We start from the raw sequence: 16,610 nt of genomic DNA on the forward strand, positions 1-16,610 counted from the left end.
CGTGGTCACCATCGCCAGGCTCCTGTCGTGGCAGCCGGGAAGGCTCGACGGCGTCGTCACCTCGCTCGTCGGGCAACGCCGCGAGCTGACCGACCTGCAGGACGAGGTCTGGGACTCCCGACCCCCCTACTCGTGGATGGGCCAGGCGGGCGAGTCGGCCCGCGACTCCCACGAGAAGCTCCGGCTGCGGCTGCTGGACCTCGTCGCCGAGGTCAGCAAGGTGGCCGCCTCGGTGGACTTCGCGCAGAACGAGATCGAGGCTGCCAGGAGCGCGCTGCGCCAGGCGCTGGACGCGGCCGAGGCGAAGGGGTTCAAGGTCGACCGGCAGTCGGGGCGCATCACCGACCCGGCGACCTACGACACCCCCGCCGACGTGACCGCGGCGGAGGGCGCGATGCAGGTGATCGCGGACGACATCAGTGCCGCCCTGGACAAGGCGGCGACCGCCGATGCGGACCTCGCGCGAGCCCTCGACGCCGCCGTCGCGGGAGAGGTGGAGGGCGGCAGCGGGTCGCTCGACGACGCGGTCAGCCAGCTGCCCAGCGCGCTGGAGCACCTGACGCCCCGCGAGATCGCGGAGCGCTACGGCCAGGACGTGGCGCTGGAGACCCTCCAGTTCTTCCTCGAGGCCGAGGGGGAGCTGGCCTCCTGGGAGCTCGAGGGGGCGGCGCGCGCGACCTACCGCGTGATGGCGGACGGCAAGGTCGTCATGGTCCTGCAGCTGGAGGGCGGCCTCGGCCGCGAGATCGAGATCGGCGGCGCCGAGGTGGACGCGTCCGCCGGTCTCACCACCGACCTCGAGCTGACCTTCGGGTCGGCCGAGGAGGCACGGGCGTTCCTCGACGGGCTCGACGACCGGGCCCTCGACCTCGGGTGGACCGACCTGCCGAAGGCGCCCTACGCCGTGGCCAAGAACGTCGCCGACTACATCCAGGAGCAGGACGTCACCAGCTTCAAGACGGGGATGTACGCCAAGGGCGAGCTCGAGTTCGACGCGGAGTGGGCCCGGGGCGAGGGCAGCGGTCGCGTCGACGGGTACTACGACTGGGTGAAGGAGGAGTACGGCGTGAAGTTCGCCGCCAGCGTCGAGGCGGAGGTCGGGCGCAAGGGCACCGACTGGAGCGCGAGCGCCGAGCTCGCGGCCGAGGCGCGGATCGACCGGCACGGGGCCACCCAGGACGTGACGCTCTCGGGCAAGGTCGGTGCCGGCTACGCCACCGAGAAGCTGGGGATCCCGGTGCAGAACTCCACCACCGGCGGAGGCGTGGACGTCGAGGTCAAGATGAGCCGTGACAGCCGGCACTTCGACGAGTTCGACGCGGCCATGCGGGGCGGCGACCTCGACCGGGCCGCCGGCCTGGCGCTCGACCACGGGCAGGTGATCGTGCGGACCACGGGCACCGTCGACATCGCCAGCGGAGAACACGAGGTCGACCTGAAGATCGCCGAGGCCGAGGTGCGGTACGGCGGCTCCGTGGAGACGGCGCAGCAGGTGTGGGTGCGACCCTACGACCAGGACTTCGTGATCCGCATGGACCCGAAGGAGCTGCGATGACCGGGCATCACGTCGGCCCCGTCGCCCCCGTCGTGGTCCCGGTCGACCTGGGGCCCGTGAGGCTGGCGGCCCCCGCGGAGGGGATGCGCCGGTTCTCGGGCCGGCACGGACGGATGTGGCAGTGGGTCGGGGACGGCCAGCCCCTGCTCAACCTCTCCGTGGCAGCCCGGACGACGCAGCTGGGGGACGCCACCGGGGTCAGCCACCACCTGACCTGGGAGCTCGCCCAGGCGGTGGGACGGCTGGACGGGGAGGCCGACCACGAGGTGGAACGGGACCTGCTCGTGCCGGTGGCGGGTGCCCGCGCCCACCGCGCCGGTCGGGTCACCGGGACCGTGCACGGCCTCGACGTCCGCACCACCGTCGTGGTCACCACGGACGGCGCCCTGATGCACGTCCTCCAGCTCACCGTCGACGACTCCGACGCCGGACGCGACACCGAGCGTGCGGTGCTCGGCAGCATCGAGGTCCGTGCCGGGCAGGAGCCGTGAAGGGCTGCCTGGCCTTCGCCGTCGTCCTCGCGGTGACCTTCGGCATCGCCCTCGGGGCCGTCGCCCTCCTCGCCCGCGGGGGCGGTGAGACCGGCGACGACTCGGGGCTGACCCAGGAGGTCACCGGGTTCGTGGTGGACTCCCGGCGCAGCGCGGTCGGCAGCACCCGGGGCCACGAGATCACCTTCCGCTACTCCGCCGACGGACGGTGGTGGGAGAGCACGGGGTTCGTGAACGACCGCGACTGGAAGCCGGGGGACACGACCCACGCGGTCTGCATCGACCCCGAGGACCCCGCCACCAACAGGACGATCAGCAGGCTGGGTGCGGCCTGTGGCGATGCCGAGCTCGGACCGGGGCGGACCGCCCGCGCGGAGACGTCGGTCGAGCCGTGACACCGAGGAGGACGAAGATGACCGCAGGACGCCACGGACGCGGGGCCGTCCCGCTGCTGCTGTGCGCGGTGCTGGGTGTGCTCGCCGGGTGCGGCGGGTCCTCGGACGAGGGCGGGGGCACGGCGTCCGGCGAGGCCACCGCCCCCGCGCAGGGGGGCGGGGCCGACGGGTCCGCGCCGGAGACGGCGTCCGGCACGGCCGTCGCCTGGCCGTGGCCGGGTTCGCCGGACGACCCCGGCGACGACCTGCTCGGCCCCCCGCAGCGGGTCCGGCTCGAGGGGGTCCCGGGTCGGCTCACGTGGCGGGTGCCGCGGTCCTACGAGATGGTCGCACCCGTCCAGGCGGTCAGCGAGACCGAGGACGCCGGCTTCGACCTCGCCGTCCAGGGCGAGGCCGGACGCTCGCCCGAGGAGCTGATGGCCGAGCGCAGCGAGGAGGCGGACGAGGTCGTCCAGGACGGCGAGGTCGTCGTGGGTGGGCGCACCCTGCCGGCACAGGTCGTGCGCGCCGACGCCGGGGAGCTGAGCGTCAGCTACTTCTACTACGCCCCCGACGACACCGTCACCTACGTCCTGTCGTTCTACGCCGGCCTGCCCGAGGACGTCCCCGAGGAGCGGGTGCGCGAGCTCCACCAGGTGCTCGGCTCCCTCGACGGACCCTGAGCCACCCCGCGCGTTCGCCCCTCGCTCCACCGGGTGGGCCCTAGGGTGGGTCCATGGACCGTCGGATCTTCGGGATCGAGAACGAGTACGGCGTCACGTGCACGTTCAAGGGCCAGCGCCGCCTCAGCCCCGACGAGGTCGCCCGCTACCTCTTCCGCAAGGTGGTCTCCTGGGGTCGCAGCAGCAACGTCTTCCTGCGCAACGGCGCCCGGCTCTACCTCGACGTGGGCAGCCACCCCGAGTACGCCACGCCCGAGTGCGACGACGTCACCGAGCTCGTCACCCACGACAAGGCGGGGGAGCGGGTGCTCGAGGGGCTCCTCCTGGACGCCGAGCAGCGGTTGCACGACGAGGGCATCTCCGGCGACATCTACCTGTTCAAGAACAACACCGACTCCGCCGGCAACTCCTACGGCTGCCACGAGAACTACCTCGTCGGGCGTGCGGGCGAGTTCTCCCGCCTCGCCGACGTGCTGATCCCGTTCCTGGTGACCCGCCAGATCCTCGTCGGGGCGGGCAAGGTCAGCCAGACCCCGCGGGGGGCGTCGTACTCCGTCTCCCAGCGCGCCGAGCACATCTGGGAGGGCGTCTCCAGCGCGACCACGCGGAGCCGGCCCATCATCAACACCCGCGACGAACCCCACGCCGACGCCGAGAAGTACCGGCGCCTCCACGTGATCGTCGGCGACTCCAACATGAGCGAGACCACCACGATGCTCAAGGTGGCCTCCTGCGACCTCGTCCTGCGGATGATCGAGGAGGGCGTGGTGATGCGCGACCTCACCATGGAGAACCCGATCCGGGCCATCCGCGAGATCTCCCACGACATGACCGGCCGCCGCAAGGTGCGCCTGGCCAACGGCCGGGAGGCCAGCGCCCTGGAGATCCAGGCGGAGTACCTCGGCAAGGCGCGCGAGTTCGTGGACAGGCGCGGCATCTCGACGCCGCTGATCGAGCGGACGCTCGACCTGTGGGAGCGGGGCCTGAAGGCCGTGGAGTCGGAGGACCTGGGCCTCGTCGACCGCGAGCTCGACTGGGTGATCAAGTGGAAGCTGATCGACCGCTACCGGCACAAGCACGGGCTGCCCCTGGGGCACGCCCGGGTGGCCCAGCTCGACCTGGCGTACCACGACATCCACCGCGGCCGGGGCCTCTACTACCTGCTGGAGAAGCGCGGAGCCGTCGCGCGGGTCACCAACGACCTGAAGATCTTCGAGGCGAAGTCGGTCCCGCCGCAGAACACGCGGGCGCGGCTGCGCGGCGAGTTCATCCGGACCGCGCAGGAGCGCCGCCGCGACTTCACCGTGGACTGGGTGCACCTCAAGCTCAACGACCAGGCGCAGCGGACGGTGCTCTGCAAGGACCCGTTCCGCGCCCACGACGAGCGGGTGCAGCGGCTCATCGACGGCATGTGAGTGGCGGCGGGGAATTCTCAGGTCCCCCGGATAGGGTGGCCGCGCTCCGTCGTCCCCACGCGAAAGTTGAACCTCGTGCCTCGTCGTGCCCTGGCCGCCTCCACGGTCGCCCTCAGCCTGCTCACCCTCGCTGCCTGCGGCAGTGACTCCGGCGAGGAGGGCGGCTCCGGTGCCGGCATCGAGTCGGTGAGCATCTCGGCCGATTCGGGGAAGGCCCCGAAGGTCGAGTGGGAGGGCCAGCTGGACCCCGACGAGGTCGAGACCGAGGTCCTCGTGGACGGCGAGGGCGACGAGACGAAGACCGGCGACAGCGTCCTGGCCCACATCTGGATCGGCAACGGCTACGACGAGAAGGAGGTCTACAACTCCTACGAGATGGAGCAGCCGCAGGTCATCTCGCTCAACGACACCCTGCTGCCCGGCCTGCAGGCCGGCCTGCTGGGCCAGAAGGTCGGTTCCACGGTGGCGGTCGCGGCCTCGGCCGAGGACGCCTACGGCGAGGGCGGCAACCCCCAGCTGGGCATCGGCAACAAGGACAGCGTGCTCTTCGTGACCGAGCTCCTCAGCAAGGTCCCCACCGGCCCCCAGGGCGAGGAGCGGGAGCCCGCCAAGTGGGCCCCCGCGATCGTCGAAGAGGGCGGCAAGGTCACCGGCTTCGACTTCGAGGGCACGCCCGAGAACAACGGCAAGCTCTGGGTGACCAAGACGGTCAAGGGCGACGGCCCGGTCGTCGAGAAGGGCCAGACCATCTACGTCAACTACCTGGGCCAGGTCTACGGGGGCGACGAGCCGTTCGACGAGTCCTACTCGCGCGGCGAGCCCACGTCGTTCGAGATCGGCGTCGGCGCCGTCGTCGACGGCTGGGACCAGTCCCTGGTCGGCGAGACCGTCGGGTCGCGCGTGGTCGTGGCGATCCCGCCGGCCCTGGGTTACGGGAAGAAGGGCAACCCCGACGCGGGGATCAAGGGGACCGACACCCTCTACTTCGTCGTCGACATCCTCGCGGCCGTCTGACCGGGGCCTGAGGGGACGGGACGACGTTGGCCGGCCGGAAGAGCGAGCGCCTGCTCAACCTGCTCATCATGCTGCTGGTGCAGCAGCGCTTCGTCCCCAAGTCCCGGATCCGCGAGATCCTCTACCCCGACCAGGGGGAGGAAGCGTTCGAGCGGATGTTCGACCGTGACAAGGAGGAGCTGCGCAGCCTCGGCGTGCCGGTCGAGGTCGGCACCCTGGACGCCTACTTCGTCGACGAGGTGGGCTACCGCATCCGTCCCGACGAGCTCGCGCTGCCCGAGATCAGCCTCGACGCCGACGAGGCCGCGGTCGTCGGCCTGGCCGGCAAGGTCTGGCAGCACGCCACGCTCGCCGACGCCACCACCGAGGCGCTCCGCAAGCTGGCCGCGGCCGACGTCCCGGTCGACGTGGGCGCCCTGGACGTGGTGGAGCCGCGCATCGGCGCCGACGAGCCGGCCTTCGACACGTTCTGGCTGGCGACCCAGGAGCGGCGTCCGGTGGTCTTCGGCTACCGCCGGCCGGGCGAGGGCTCCGCGACGACCCGCCACCTGCAGCCCTGGGGGGTGGTCCGGCACTCCGGGCGCTGGTACGCCGTCGGGTTCGACACCGACCGCGGCGAGGAGCGCGTCTTTCGTCTCTCCCGCGTCGAGGGGGCCGCGCGACTCGTCGGGGAGCCCGGGGCCTACGAGGTCCCTGACGGCACCGACATCCGGGCCGTCGCCCTGCGGCTCGTCTCCCCGCCCGACCACGAGGTGGCCACGCTGCTGGTCCGGGCCGGCGCCGGGCACGCCCTGCGCCGGATGGCCGTCCAGGTCGAGGCGGACGTGCCGGGCCCCGACCGTCGTACGACGTGGGACCGGCTCACCGTGCACGGGCACGGTCGGACGGTGGCCGACGAGGTCCTGACCTGCGGCGCCGACGCCTTCGTCGAGGCCCCGGCGGCGCTGGTGGACGACGTCCGGGACAGGCTCACCGCGCTGGCCGGCGCTGGGGAGGGGACGCCATGAGCTCGGCCGGCACCGGCGCCCGTGAGCAGGTGGCGCGCCTCCTCACCCTGGTCCCGCTGCTCCACGCGAGGGGCTCGGTCCGCCTCGAGGACGCCGCCGAGGCGCTGGGCACCACCACGCAGCAGGTGGTGCGCGACCTCAAGGTGCTGCTCATGTGCGGGCTCCCCGGCGGCTACCCCGACGACCTCATCGACGTCGACCTCGACGCCCTCGAGGGCGAGGACGCCGACGGCGTCATCCGGGTCTCCAACGCCGACTACCTCTCCCGTCCGCTGCGCCTGACCCCCACCGAGGCCACGGCGCTGATCGTGGCGCTGCGCGCCGTCCGGGACAGCTCGCCCGGCGCGACCCGCGAGGTCGTCGACCGGACCCTCGCCAAGCTGGAGCAGGCGGCGGCCGACGGCAGCGCCCACCGCCAGGTCGAGCTCGACGGGACCGACCCCGAGGCGGCCGAGGTGCGGACGACGCTCGAGCGGGCCGTGGCCGAGGGCCGCCAGGTCCGGCTCACCTACTGGGTCCCCACCCGGGACGAGGCGGGCGAACGGGTGGTGGACCCGGTCCGGCTCTGGACGCAGGGCGGCTTCGACTACCTCGAGGCGTGGTGCCGCTCGGCCGAGGGCCGACGCGTCTTCCGCCTCGACCGGATCCACGCGCTCGAGGTCCTCGAGGAGCCCGCCGATGCCCACGACGAGGCGCCCACCGACCTCTCCGAGGCGCTCTTCGCCCACGCCCGCGAGGGCAGGCTGGCCACCCTGCGGCTGCGCCCCGGTGCCCACTGGGTCCCGGAGTACTACCCCGTCGAGGAGGTGCGCCACGTCGGGGAGGGTCTGCTCGAGGTCGACCTCCGCGTGGGCGACCCGCGGTGGCTGGTGCGGCTCGCGCTGCGCCTCGCACCGCACGCCGACGTGCTGGGGCCGCCCGACCTGGTTTGGACATGTCGACAGGCGGCGGGGGACGCCCTCGCCCTGTACGACGCCCCGAGCAGTAGCATGGCAAGGTCGCACCCGCACCCACGAGGAATGACATGAACCTGAACCCGCAGATCGCCGGTCTCGGCCCGACCGAGCTGCTGCTCATCCTGGCTGTCATCGTCCTCCTCTTCGGCGCCTCCAAGCTCCCCGAGCTGGCCCGGGGGAGCGGCCGTGCCCTGCGGATCTTCAAGGCGGAGACCAAGGGCCTGATGGACGACGACAAGACTCCGGAGGAGCGCGAGATCGAGGCCCGACGCCTCGGCGGCCCCGACGAGACCCGTCCCGACGACCGCCCCTGACGGGGATGGTGCGCGGCCTGGTCGAGGTCCTGAGAGGGACTCCGAAGCACCCCGTCGGGCCCGACGGCCGGATGCCGCTCGGCGACCACTTCCGGGAGCTCCGAGCCCGCCTGCTGCGCTCCGTCCTGGTGCTCTTCGGGGCCTTCGTCGTCGCGCTCTTCTTCTACGACCAGCTCTTCGGCCTCGTGCTCGGCCCGTACAACGAGGCGCGGGACCAGCTCGGTCAGAGCGTCGAGACCAAGGCCTTCGTGCAGGGCGCCACGGGCCCGCTGATGCTCCAGCTCAAGCTCTGCGGGGTGGCGGCCCTCGTGGCCTCCAGCCCCTACTGGCTCTTCCAGATCTGGGGCTTCGTGGTCCCCGGCCTGCACCGGCAGGAGAAGAAGTGGACGCGCGTGTTCGCCGCCGTCGCCGGTCCGCTCTTCCTGGCCGGCGTGGCGGTCGGCTACTACGTGCTGCCGAAGGGGCTGGAGGTCCTCATCGGCTTCACCCAGTCCGAGCTGGAGAACCTCGTCGAGTTCGGCGACTACTTCTCCTTCTTCACCCGGATGCTGCTGGTCTTCGGCGTCGCCTTCGAGATCCCGCTCTTCGTGGTGATGCTCAACCTGGCGGGCGTGGTGAGCGGCGCCGCCATCGGCCGTCACCGGCCCTGGATCATCATCGGCACCTTCGTCTTCGCGGCGGTGGCGACGCCGTCCACCGACCCGTTCTCCATGCTCATGCTGGCGCTGCCGATGATGCTGCTCTTCCTGGTCGCCGAGGGGATCGCCCGCGCCACGGACCGTTGGCGGGCGCGCCGGGCGGCAGCCGGGCCGACCTGGGCCGACGACGAGGCGTCCCCGCTGTGACCCCCGCGGAGCCCGTGGGCCTCGAGGACGTGGACCCGTTCGAGCTGCCCGAGTGGCTCGGCACCGGGGAGGTCACCTGGAGCCCGGAGCAGGGGTTGCGCAGCGGCCACCTGGTCGCGGGCCGGCTGACCGGAGCCGCGGGCGAGCAGCTGCCGTGCGACCTCCTGGCCGTCGACGAGGCCTACCCGGCCCCCGTGGTCGCGGACCCGCCCCGGGTCCGAGCCCACCAGGCCTGGCAGCACGGGCAGGTGCTGCTGGCGGAGCGGGAGGGCCGGCTCACCGTGGCCGTCCCCGGGACCGGGTTCGACGCCGGCCTCGTGCTCGAGTCGCTCGTCCGGCTGGCCCTCGCGGTCGGTGCCCCGCCCGAGCGCTTCGCGGCACACCTGCGCATCGGGGAGCAGCAACCACGTCGGGCACCATCCGGTCGCTAGGGTCGAGGCGTGCAGCCTCGCCGGGAGATCGCCTTCCTCACCAACCCCGCCGCCGGGCGGGGGAGGGGCCTCGCGCACGCGACGCTGGCGGTGACGCGGCTGAGGGACAGCGGGCTCGTCGTCCGCGAGCTCGTCGGGCGCGACCCCGACGAGACCACCGAGCTCGCCGTCCGGGCGGTGCGCGACGGGGTCGACGGCGTCGTGGTCTGCGGCGGCGACGGGATGGTCAACCTGGCGCTGCAGGCCGTCGGAGGCACCGACGTCCCTCTCGGGATCGTCCCCACCGGGACGGGCAACGACGTCGCCCGCTACTTCGACCTGCCCCGTCGCGACCCGGTGGCCGCCGCCGACCGGGTGGTCGCCAACCGCACCCGCACGGTCGACCTGGCCCGCGCCGGCGGCCGCTTCTTCCTCACCGTGCTCGCGGCCGGCTTCGACGCGGTCGTCAACGAGCGCGCCAACGCCATGCGGTGGCCGCGCGGCCAGATGCGCTACAACCTCGCGACGCTGGCCGAGCTGCGCACGTTCGAGCCGCTGCCCTACCGGCTCGAGCTGGACGGCGCCGCGCGGCGCCTGGACGCGATGCTGGTGGCCGTCGGCAACGGTCCCTCGTTCGGGGGCGGCCTGCGGATCACCGAGGGCGCCCTGCTCGACGACGGGCTGCTCGACGTGGTGATGATCCGACCGATGAGCCGCGCCGGCCTCGTCCGGACCTACCCCCGGCTCTTCACCGGCAGCCACGTCACCCATCCCCAGTACGAGCACCACCGGGTCCGCAAGGTGACCATCGCCGCCCCCGGGATCGTCGCCTACGCCGACGGCGAGCGGTTCGCCCCCCTGCCCCTCACGATCGAGTGCGTCCCCGCGGCGCTGAAGGTGTGGTCATGACCAGTCCGTCCGAGGCGTACGCCGCCTACCGCCGGCAACGCCAGCACCCCGTCCTCGCGGAGTTCACGGGGAGCTACCCGTTCGGGCTGGACGACTTCCAGCTCCGGGCCTGCCGCGAGATCGAGGAGGGGCGGGGCGTGCTGGTCGCCGCCCCGACCGGCTCCGGGAAGACCGTCGTGGGGGAGTTCGCCGTGCACCTCGCGCTGGCGACGGGTCGCAAGTGCTTCTACACGACGCCCATCAAGGCGCTCTCCAACCAGAAGTACCACGACCTGGTCGCGCGGCACGGGGCCGAGAACGTCGGCCTGCTGACCGGGGACCACACGGTCAACGGGGAGGCGCCCGTGGTGGTGATGACCACCGAGGTGCTGCGCAACATGCTCTACGCCGGCTCGCAGACCCTCACCGGGCTCGGGTTCGTGGTGATGGACGAGGTGCACTACCTCGCGGACCGCGCGCGGGGCGCGGTCTGGGAGGAGGTCATCATCCACCTGCCCGACTCGGTGTCGGTGGTCTCGCTCTCCGCGACGGTCTCGAACGCCGAGGAGTTCGGCGAGTGGCTGGCGACGGTACGCGGCGACACGACGACGGTCGTGGAGGAGCGGCGTCCGGTCCCGCTCTTCCAGCACGTGATGGTCGGGCGGAGGATCCTGGACCTCTTCGCCAGCTCGGACGTCGACGCCAGCGCGGGGTTCGTCAAGGAGGGGGCACCCGTCAACGACGAGTTGCTCCGCGTCGCGCGCGACGACTGGGCGAGCTCTCGCCTGATGCGGGACAGGCGCTCGCCGCGCAAGGGGAAGCCGGGGTCGTCCAAGAGCCCCCGCGCCGTCGGCAACGGGCGCCGCGTCTGGATCCCGAGCCGGGTGGACGTCATCGACCAGCTGGAACGGCGCGGGATGCTGCCCGCCATCGTCTTCATCTTCAGCCGCGTGGGCTGCGACGCCGCCGTCACCCAGTGCCTGTCGGCCGGGGTGCGGCTGACCACGCCCGAGGAGCGTGACGAGATCTCCGCCTTCGTGGAGGAGCGCTGCCGCCACCTGCCCGACGCCGACCTGCAGGTGCTCGGCTACCACGAGTTCCTCGACGGGCTGAGCCGTGGCGTCGCCGCACACCACGCCGGGATGCTGCCCACCTTCAAGCAGTGCGTGGAGGAGCTCTTCGCGCGCGGGCTGTGCAAGGTGGTCTTCGCCACGGAGACCCTGGCCCTCGGCATCAACATGCCGGCGCGCACGGTGGTGATCGAGAAGCTGAGCAAGTGGAACGGCGAGAACCACGCCGACATCACCCCGGGCGAGTACACCCAGCTGACGGGGCGCGCGGGGCGTCGCGGGCTCGACGTCGAGGGGCACGCCGTCGTGATGTGGCAGCCCGGCACCGACCCGCGAGAGCTCGCGGGCCTCGCCTCCACGCGGACCTATCCGCTCCGCTCGTCGTTCCGCCCGTCCTACAACATGGCCGTCAACCTGGTCCACCAGTTCGGGCGGGAGCGGGCCCGCGAGCTGCTGGAGATGTCCTTCGCCCAGTTCCAGGCCGACCGTGCCGTGGTGGGGCTCGCCAAGCAGCTGCACAAGGCCGAGGAGGCGCTCGACGGGTACGCCGAGGCCGCCACCTGCCACCTCGGCGACTTCATGGAGTACGCCGGCCTGCGGAGGCAGGTCTCCGACGAGGAGAAGGCGGCCTCCCGGGCCCGTCGGTCGAGCGACCGCGACGAGGCGCTGGCGTCCCTGCAGCGGCTGAAGCCGGGCGACGTGATCCAGGTGCCGACGGGCAAGTTCGCCGGTTTCGCCGTCGTCGTCGACCCCGGGCTGGGGAACCCCGACGAGCCGCGTCCGTACGTGGTGACGGCCGACCGGCAGGCCCGACGCCTGGCGCCCATGGACTTCCCGAGCCCGGTCGAGGCGCTCACCCGGGTGCGCATCCCGCGTTCGTTCAACGGTCGCAACCCGCAGATGCGGCGCGACCTCGCCAGCGCGCTCCGCGCCCGGACGCACGACCTGACCCCGCCCCCGCGGCGACGCTCGGCGCGCGGCCAGGCGCCCGGCGAGAGCGCCTCCGACCGTCGCATCGACGAGCTGCGGCGCCAGCTCAAGCAGCACCCGTGCCACCAGTGCCCCGAGCGGGAGGACCACGCCCGGTGGGCGGAGCGGTGGTTCAAGCTGTCCCGCGACTCCGCCACGCTGCGCCGGCGGGTCGAGCAGCGCACCAACACCGTGGCCCGGATCTTCGACCGGGTGTGCGAGGTGCTGGTCGCGCTCGACTACCTCGACGGCGACACCGTGACCGAGCGCGGGGCCCGGCTGCGCCGGATCTACACCGACATGGACCTGGTGGCTGCGGAGTCGTTGCGGCAGGGGCTCTGGGACGACCTCGACCCGTCGGAGCTCGCCGCCGTGCTCTCGGTGCTGGTCTACGAGACCCGGCGCGCCGACGACGCGAGCCCGCCCCGGATGCCGCCCGGCCGCGCCCGCGACGTCATCGGCGAGATGGTCCGGCTCTGGGGCCACCTCGACGCGCTGGAGAAGGAGCACCGGCTCGACTTCCTGCGGGAGCCGGACCTCGGGTTCGCCTGGGCGGCCCACCGCTGGGCCGAGGGCGACGACCTGGACGACGTGCTGGGGGCGATCGACCTGGCCGCTGGCGACTTCGTCCGGTGGATGAAGCAGCTCCTCGACCTGGCCGGGCAGGTCGCGGACGCCGCGTCGGGCAGCCCGCTGCGCGCCGTCGCCCGGGAGACGGTCGACCGGCTGCGCCGCGGGGTGGTGGCCTACTCGGCGCTCACCGAGTAGGCGCCGCGGCCACCGCCTCCGCCACCGGGGTCTCCCCGGAGACGAGCTCCCACTGAGCGCCGATGCCGGCGCCGGAGTCGAGCACCTCGGCGACGACGGCGGCGACGTCGGCCCGGGGCACCCCGCCCGGCTCCACCGTCGGCCCGAGGGTGACGCGGCCGGTCGGCTCGTCGTCGAGGAGCGCGCCGGGACGCAGGATCGTCCAGTCCAGGTCGCTCTCGCGCAGGGCCGCGTCGGCGTCGCGCTTGGCCTCGACGTAGGCGCGCCACACCTCGGCGGTGTCGTCGGGCAGGGGGTCGTCGACCGAGATGGCGGAGACCTGGACGAAGCGGGAGATGCCCGCCTGCCGCGCCCCCTCGACCGACTTCAGGGACCCCTCCAGGTCGACCGTACGCTTGCGCACCACGTTGCCGTCGGGGCCGCCACCGGCCGCGAAGACCACCGCGTGGCAGCCGTCGAAGGCGCGGGCGAAGGCGGCGGCGTCGTCCTGCTCGATGTCGAGGAGCCGCACCTCGGCCCCCATGGCCTCCAGGGCTGCGCGCTGCTCCTCCTTGCGGACGAGCGCCACGGGCTGGTGCCCGGCGCCGACGAGCAGCGGGTGCAGGTGTCGGGCCACTTGGCCGTGGCCCCCGACGACGGCGATACGAGTCATGCCCGCCACCCTAGGAACCCCGGGCAAGGCCCGGACCGGCCACGGGTCAGCGCTCGGCCAGGGCGGTGACCGCGCGGGCGAGCGAGCCCTCGAGGTTCCACCGGTCGGCCAGCGCCACGACGGCCTCGTGGTCGGCCGGGGTCCGGGGCAGGGTGGTGTCGACCTCCCCGAGGTCGAGGTCGCGGACGACGGCCACCACCCGGGGGGCGACGGCCAGGTAGTCGAGGGCGTCCTTGACCTTGCGTCGCGGCCCCGGTGCGAGGTCGGAGGCGGGGTCCTGGGCGGCCGCGACGATGCCGGGGACGTCGCCGAACCGGCCCAGCAGGGTGGCGGCGGTCTTCTCGCCCACTCCGGCGACCCCCGGCAGCCCGTCGGAGGCGTCCCCGCGCAGCGTCGCGAAGTCGGCGTACTGGTGGGCGTCGACGCCGTACTTCTCCCGCACGACGTCGTTGGTGACGCGCTCGTGCTTCCCGACGCCCCGCGCGGTGTAGAGCACCCGCACCTGCGCCTCGTCGTCGACGAGCTGGAAGAGGTCGCGGTCGCCGGTGACGATGTCGACGGGCATGCCGGCCCCGGTGGCCAGGGTCCCGATCACGTCGTCGGCCTCGTGGTCTGCCGCCCCGACCACCCGGATGCCGAGGGCCGCGAGCACCTCGAGGATCAGGGGCACCTGCACCTGCAACGGATCGGGCACCTCCTCGACGTCGGGGGACTGCTCCCGCTCGGCGACCACCCGATGGGCCTTGTAGGAGGGCAGCAGGTCGACCCGCCACTGCGGGCGCCAGTCGTCGTCCCAGCAGCAGACCAGGTCGGTGGGGCGGTAGTCGGCGACCAGGCGGGCGATGAAGTCCAGCAGGCCCCGCACGGCGTTGACGTTGGTGCCGTCGGGCGCCTTGATCTCGGGCACCCCGAAGTAGGCGCGGAAGTAGAGCGAGGCGGTGTCGAGGAGCATCAGGCGGCGGGTGTCGGTCACGCGGGCGATCCTGCCAGAGTCCGCGCCTCCGGCGCCGTCAGGCGGCCCCGGCGTGCGCCCGCACCAGCCCGGCCCAGAGGGCGTCGAGACAGCCCTGGTGGGCGGAGTCGGCGAGCCGTCGGTGCAGCACGCCGCCGGCCTCCAGGCGCAGCCGGGTGGTGTCGCCTGGCTCCGGGACGTCGTCGGGTGCCGCGCCCGTCCGCAGGTCCAGCACCTGGTCGACCACGCGGTGCCGGCCCAGCACCCCGGGCACCTGGGCCCCGGGACCGGCGGCCAGCTCCTCCACCAGCACGGGCCGGCCGTCGCGGGTCACCTCGGTGCTGGTCAGCAGGCGCCCGGCCGTCTCCCCGGCGCGCCCGAGCACCAGGGTCTCGCGGAGCAGGCAGGTCGCGTCGCCCTCGAGCCGGAGCGTCGTCCGACGGCGGACCCGCGCCCCCTCGCTCACCACCAGCTCGGGGGTGCCCCAGACGACCCCCGACCCGTCGCCCACCCGCACGTCGAGCTCCCAGGCCGCGGAGTCGCCGTGCATGTCGTAGGCGACGGTCCCGGTCGGTTCGGTGACCTCGAGCCGGCACCCCGTCCCCACCTCGACCTCCACCCGCACGTGGTCGCCCGCGAGCAGCAGGGCGGTGGTGGGGACCAGCGCGACGTGGGCGCGACCCGGCCCCCGGTCCAGGACCTGCACGCGGAAGGCGCCGCCCGCCGCACGCACCGCGGCGGGGGAGCCGGGGATGCCCAGGACCCGGACGCGGGTGGTGAGGGCCTCACGCACGCGCGGCTCCCGCGGAGGAGGTTTGCGGCGCCGGGTCGTGGTCGTGCGTGTGGGTGTGGTGGTGCGTGTGCGCCGGCATCGGCCCGGGGTCCTGGGGCTCCAGCACCCCGGCGCGCAGAGCCTCGAGGCGGTCCAGGACCCAGCCGGCGAGGCGGTCGACGGAGTCGGGGTCGTGCCGGCTCAGGGCCACCACGGGACGGCCCCCGCGCGCCGCGGTGGCGTCGGCCACCATGCGCGCCAGGTCGACGCCGACGTGCGGGGCGAGGTCGGTCTTGTTGACCACCAGCAGGTCGGCGCGCTCGATGCCGGGGCCCCCCTTGCGGGCGACGTCGCCGCCGCCCGCGACGTCGAGCACGAAGACCTGGGCGTCGACCAGGGCGGGGGAGAAGGTCGCCGTCAGGTTGTCGCCACCCGACTCCACGAGCACGAGGTCGAGCGGCTCGAAGCGCTCCTCGAGGTCCTCGACGACCGCGAGGTTGGCGCTCACGTCGTCGCGGATCGCGGTGTGCGGGCACGCCCCGGTCTCGACCCCGACGATCCGCTCGGGGTCGAGGACGCCGGCCGACCGCAGGAAGCGGGCGTCCTCGTCGGTGTAGATGTCGTTGGTCACCACCGCGAGGGCGTGCGAGCGGCCGAGCTCGCGGCACAGGGTGGCGATCAGGGAGCTCTTGCCGGTCCCCACGGGACCGCACACCCCCAGCCTCAGGGTCTGACGGGGCTCAGGCACGGAACAACCTCCTGGTGGTGCGGGCGTGGGCCTGCGCCCACTCCTCGATCTGCGGGGCGCTGCCGGACGGGATGTCGGCAGGGTCGGTGAGGCCGTGGACGGCGTCGACGAGCGCGTCCACGGCGGGCAGCAGCTGCCGGGTCCAGACCACGGCCTGGAGCGGGTCCGCCGGGGCCAGCTTGAGCCCGGCGGCGAGGACGGTCTGGACGTCGTCGTACCCGGTGACGCGGGCCAGGTCGGCCGCGGCGAGCCCGGCCGCGGCGGCGACCGCGCCGAGGACCAGCGGGCGCGCGGTGGGCAGCGACCACCCGGCCAGCAGCGGGTCCTCGGGCCACACCCTGCGGCCCAGCCTGAGCAGCGCGCGGCCGAGCTCGTACGCCGTGCTGCGCTGGGCGTCCGACGGGGTGCGCGCGGCCCAGTGCGCGTGGACGAGGTCCAGGTCGCCACCGTGCCGCGCGGCGTACGCCGTGACCACGGCGGTCGCGGCCTCGGTGCGCGCCACGGTGGCCAGCCTGGTCCGGCAGTAGCCGGGCAGCCCGTCGGGGCTCAGGCCCCGCTGGAGGGCCGGCTCGAGACCGCCCGACTGCGTGTGGCCCCCGACCGGGAGCCGTGCGTCGGCCAGCAGCAGGGCCAGAGCGTGCGAGGACGCCCCGGCCACGGGGACGGCGGGTGCCGCCCGGCGGGAGGGAACGGGTCCGGTCGGGGTCTCCATGGCGGGGGCGGGTCC

Annotated in this window: 18 protein-coding genes; 13 read left to right on the plus strand and 5 right to left on the minus strand. The window is 73.6% G+C overall.

Going from position 1 to position 16,610, the window contains the following annotated elements; all coding sequences use genetic code 11:
• Position 1: 1 nt before the first annotated feature.
• The 13 genes from DNK53_RS16590 to DNK53_RS16650 all read left to right on the plus strand — a co-directional run bounded on the left by DNK53_RS16590 (position 2) and on the right by DNK53_RS16650 (position 12,759).
• Positions 2 to 1,555, plus strand: a complete 1,554-nt coding sequence (locus DNK53_RS16590; protein WP_110183422.1) for a hypothetical protein — start codon at positions 2 to 4, stop codon at positions 1,553 to 1,555.
• A complete protein-coding gene (locus tag DNK53_RS16595; RefSeq protein ID WP_110183423.1) occupies positions 1,552 to 2,046 on the plus strand; it encodes a hypothetical protein in 495 nt (164 codons plus the stop codon). The genes DNK53_RS16590 and DNK53_RS16595 overlap by 4 nt, the downstream gene beginning before the upstream one ends.
• A complete protein-coding gene (locus DNK53_RS16600; RefSeq protein WP_110183424.1) occupies positions 2,043 to 2,441 on the plus strand; it encodes a hypothetical protein in 399 nt (132 codons plus the stop codon). The genes DNK53_RS16595 and DNK53_RS16600 overlap by 4 nt, the downstream gene beginning before the upstream one ends.
• Before the next feature lie 17 nt (positions 2,442 to 2,458).
• Positions 2,459 to 3,103, plus strand: coding sequence for a hypothetical protein (locus tag DNK53_RS16605; protein ID WP_110183425.1), 645 nt, complete (start codon positions 2,459 to 2,461; stop codon positions 3,101 to 3,103).
• A gap of 53 nt (positions 3,104 to 3,156) precedes the next feature.
• A complete protein-coding gene (gene pafA, locus DNK53_RS16610) occupies positions 3,157 to 4,518 on the plus strand; it encodes a Pup--protein ligase (protein ID WP_110183426.1) in 1,362 nt (453 codons plus the stop codon).
• A 75-nt stretch (positions 4,519 to 4,593) separates the two neighbouring features.
• Positions 4,594 to 5,532, plus strand: coding sequence for an FKBP-type peptidyl-prolyl cis-trans isomerase (locus DNK53_RS16615; protein WP_162599991.1), 939 nt, complete (start codon positions 4,594 to 4,596; stop codon positions 5,530 to 5,532).
• Between the two features lie 26 nt (positions 5,533 to 5,558).
• On the plus strand, positions 5,559 to 6,539 hold the full coding sequence (locus DNK53_RS16620) for a helix-turn-helix transcriptional regulator (protein ID WP_110183428.1): 981 nt from the start codon (positions 5,559 to 5,561) through the stop codon (positions 6,537 to 6,539).
• On the plus strand, positions 6,536 to 7,567 hold the full coding sequence (locus DNK53_RS16625) for a helix-turn-helix transcriptional regulator (protein ID WP_110183429.1): 1,032 nt from the start codon (positions 6,536 to 6,538) through the stop codon (positions 7,565 to 7,567). Before DNK53_RS16620 ends, DNK53_RS16625 begins: the two co-directional genes overlap by 4 nt.
• The gene (gene tatA / locus DNK53_RS18425) at positions 7,564 to 7,809 is read left to right on the plus strand and encodes a twin-arginine translocase TatA/TatE family subunit (RefSeq protein WP_110183430.1); all 246 of its coding nucleotides are present in this window, start codon (positions 7,564 to 7,566) and stop codon (positions 7,807 to 7,809) included. Before DNK53_RS16625 ends, tatA begins: the two co-directional genes overlap by 4 nt.
• 5 nt (positions 7,810 to 7,814) lie before the next feature.
• Complete coding sequence (gene tatC / locus DNK53_RS16635) at positions 7,815 to 8,654, plus strand: twin-arginine translocase subunit TatC (protein ID WP_110183431.1); 840 nt, start codon at positions 7,815 to 7,817, stop codon at positions 8,652 to 8,654.
• Entirely contained in the window at positions 8,651 to 9,085 is a 435-nt protein-coding gene (locus DNK53_RS16640; protein WP_110183432.1) for a hypothetical protein, read from the plus strand. The genes tatC and DNK53_RS16640 overlap by 4 nt, the downstream gene beginning before the upstream one ends.
• Positions 9,086 to 9,094: 9 nt before the next feature.
• Complete coding sequence (locus tag DNK53_RS16645; RefSeq protein WP_110183433.1) at positions 9,095 to 9,973, plus strand: diacylglycerol kinase; 879 nt, start codon at positions 9,095 to 9,097, stop codon at positions 9,971 to 9,973.
• Positions 9,970 to 12,759 (plus strand): DEAD/DEAH box helicase, encoded by a 2,790-nt coding sequence (locus DNK53_RS16650; RefSeq protein WP_110183434.1) that lies wholly within the window; start codon positions 9,970 to 9,972, stop codon positions 12,757 to 12,759. Before DNK53_RS16645 ends, DNK53_RS16650 begins: the two co-directional genes overlap by 4 nt.
• Here DNK53_RS16650 and DNK53_RS16655 read toward each other — a convergent pair.
• Genes DNK53_RS16655 through DNK53_RS16675 form a run of 5 tightly spaced genes read right to left on the minus strand, consistent with a single transcriptional unit; the run spans position 12,749 to position 16,595 of the window.
• A complete protein-coding gene (locus tag DNK53_RS16655; protein WP_110183435.1) occupies positions 12,749 to 13,411 on the minus strand; it encodes an SDR family oxidoreductase in 663 nt (220 codons plus the stop codon). The genes DNK53_RS16650 and DNK53_RS16655 overlap by 11 nt on opposite strands.
• A 46-nt stretch (positions 13,412 to 13,457) precedes the next feature.
• Entirely contained in the window at positions 13,458 to 14,363 is a 906-nt protein-coding gene (locus DNK53_RS16660; protein ID WP_110183592.1) for a 5'-3' exonuclease, read from the minus strand.
• 58 nt (positions 14,364 to 14,421) lie between these two features.
• Positions 14,422 to 15,156, minus strand: coding sequence for an urease accessory protein UreD (locus tag DNK53_RS16665; RefSeq protein WP_110183436.1), 735 nt, complete (start codon positions 15,154 to 15,156; stop codon positions 14,422 to 14,424).
• On the minus strand, positions 15,149 to 15,883 hold the full coding sequence (gene ureG, locus DNK53_RS16670; RefSeq protein ID WP_110183437.1) for an urease accessory protein UreG: 735 nt from the start codon (positions 15,881 to 15,883) through the stop codon (positions 15,149 to 15,151). Before ureG ends, DNK53_RS16665 begins: the two co-directional genes overlap by 8 nt.
• Entirely contained in the window at positions 15,876 to 16,595 is a 720-nt protein-coding gene (locus DNK53_RS16675) for an urease accessory protein UreF (RefSeq protein ID WP_110183438.1), read from the minus strand. Before DNK53_RS16675 ends, ureG begins: the two co-directional genes overlap by 8 nt.
• Between the last annotated feature and the right edge of the window lie 15 nt (positions 16,596 to 16,610).

Origin of the sequence: Nocardioides solisilvae, assembly GCF_003194625.1 — a bacterium.
In the GTDB taxonomy this organism is placed as follows: domain Bacteria; phylum Actinomycetota; class Actinomycetes; order Propionibacteriales; family Nocardioidaceae; genus Nocardioides; species Nocardioides solisilvae.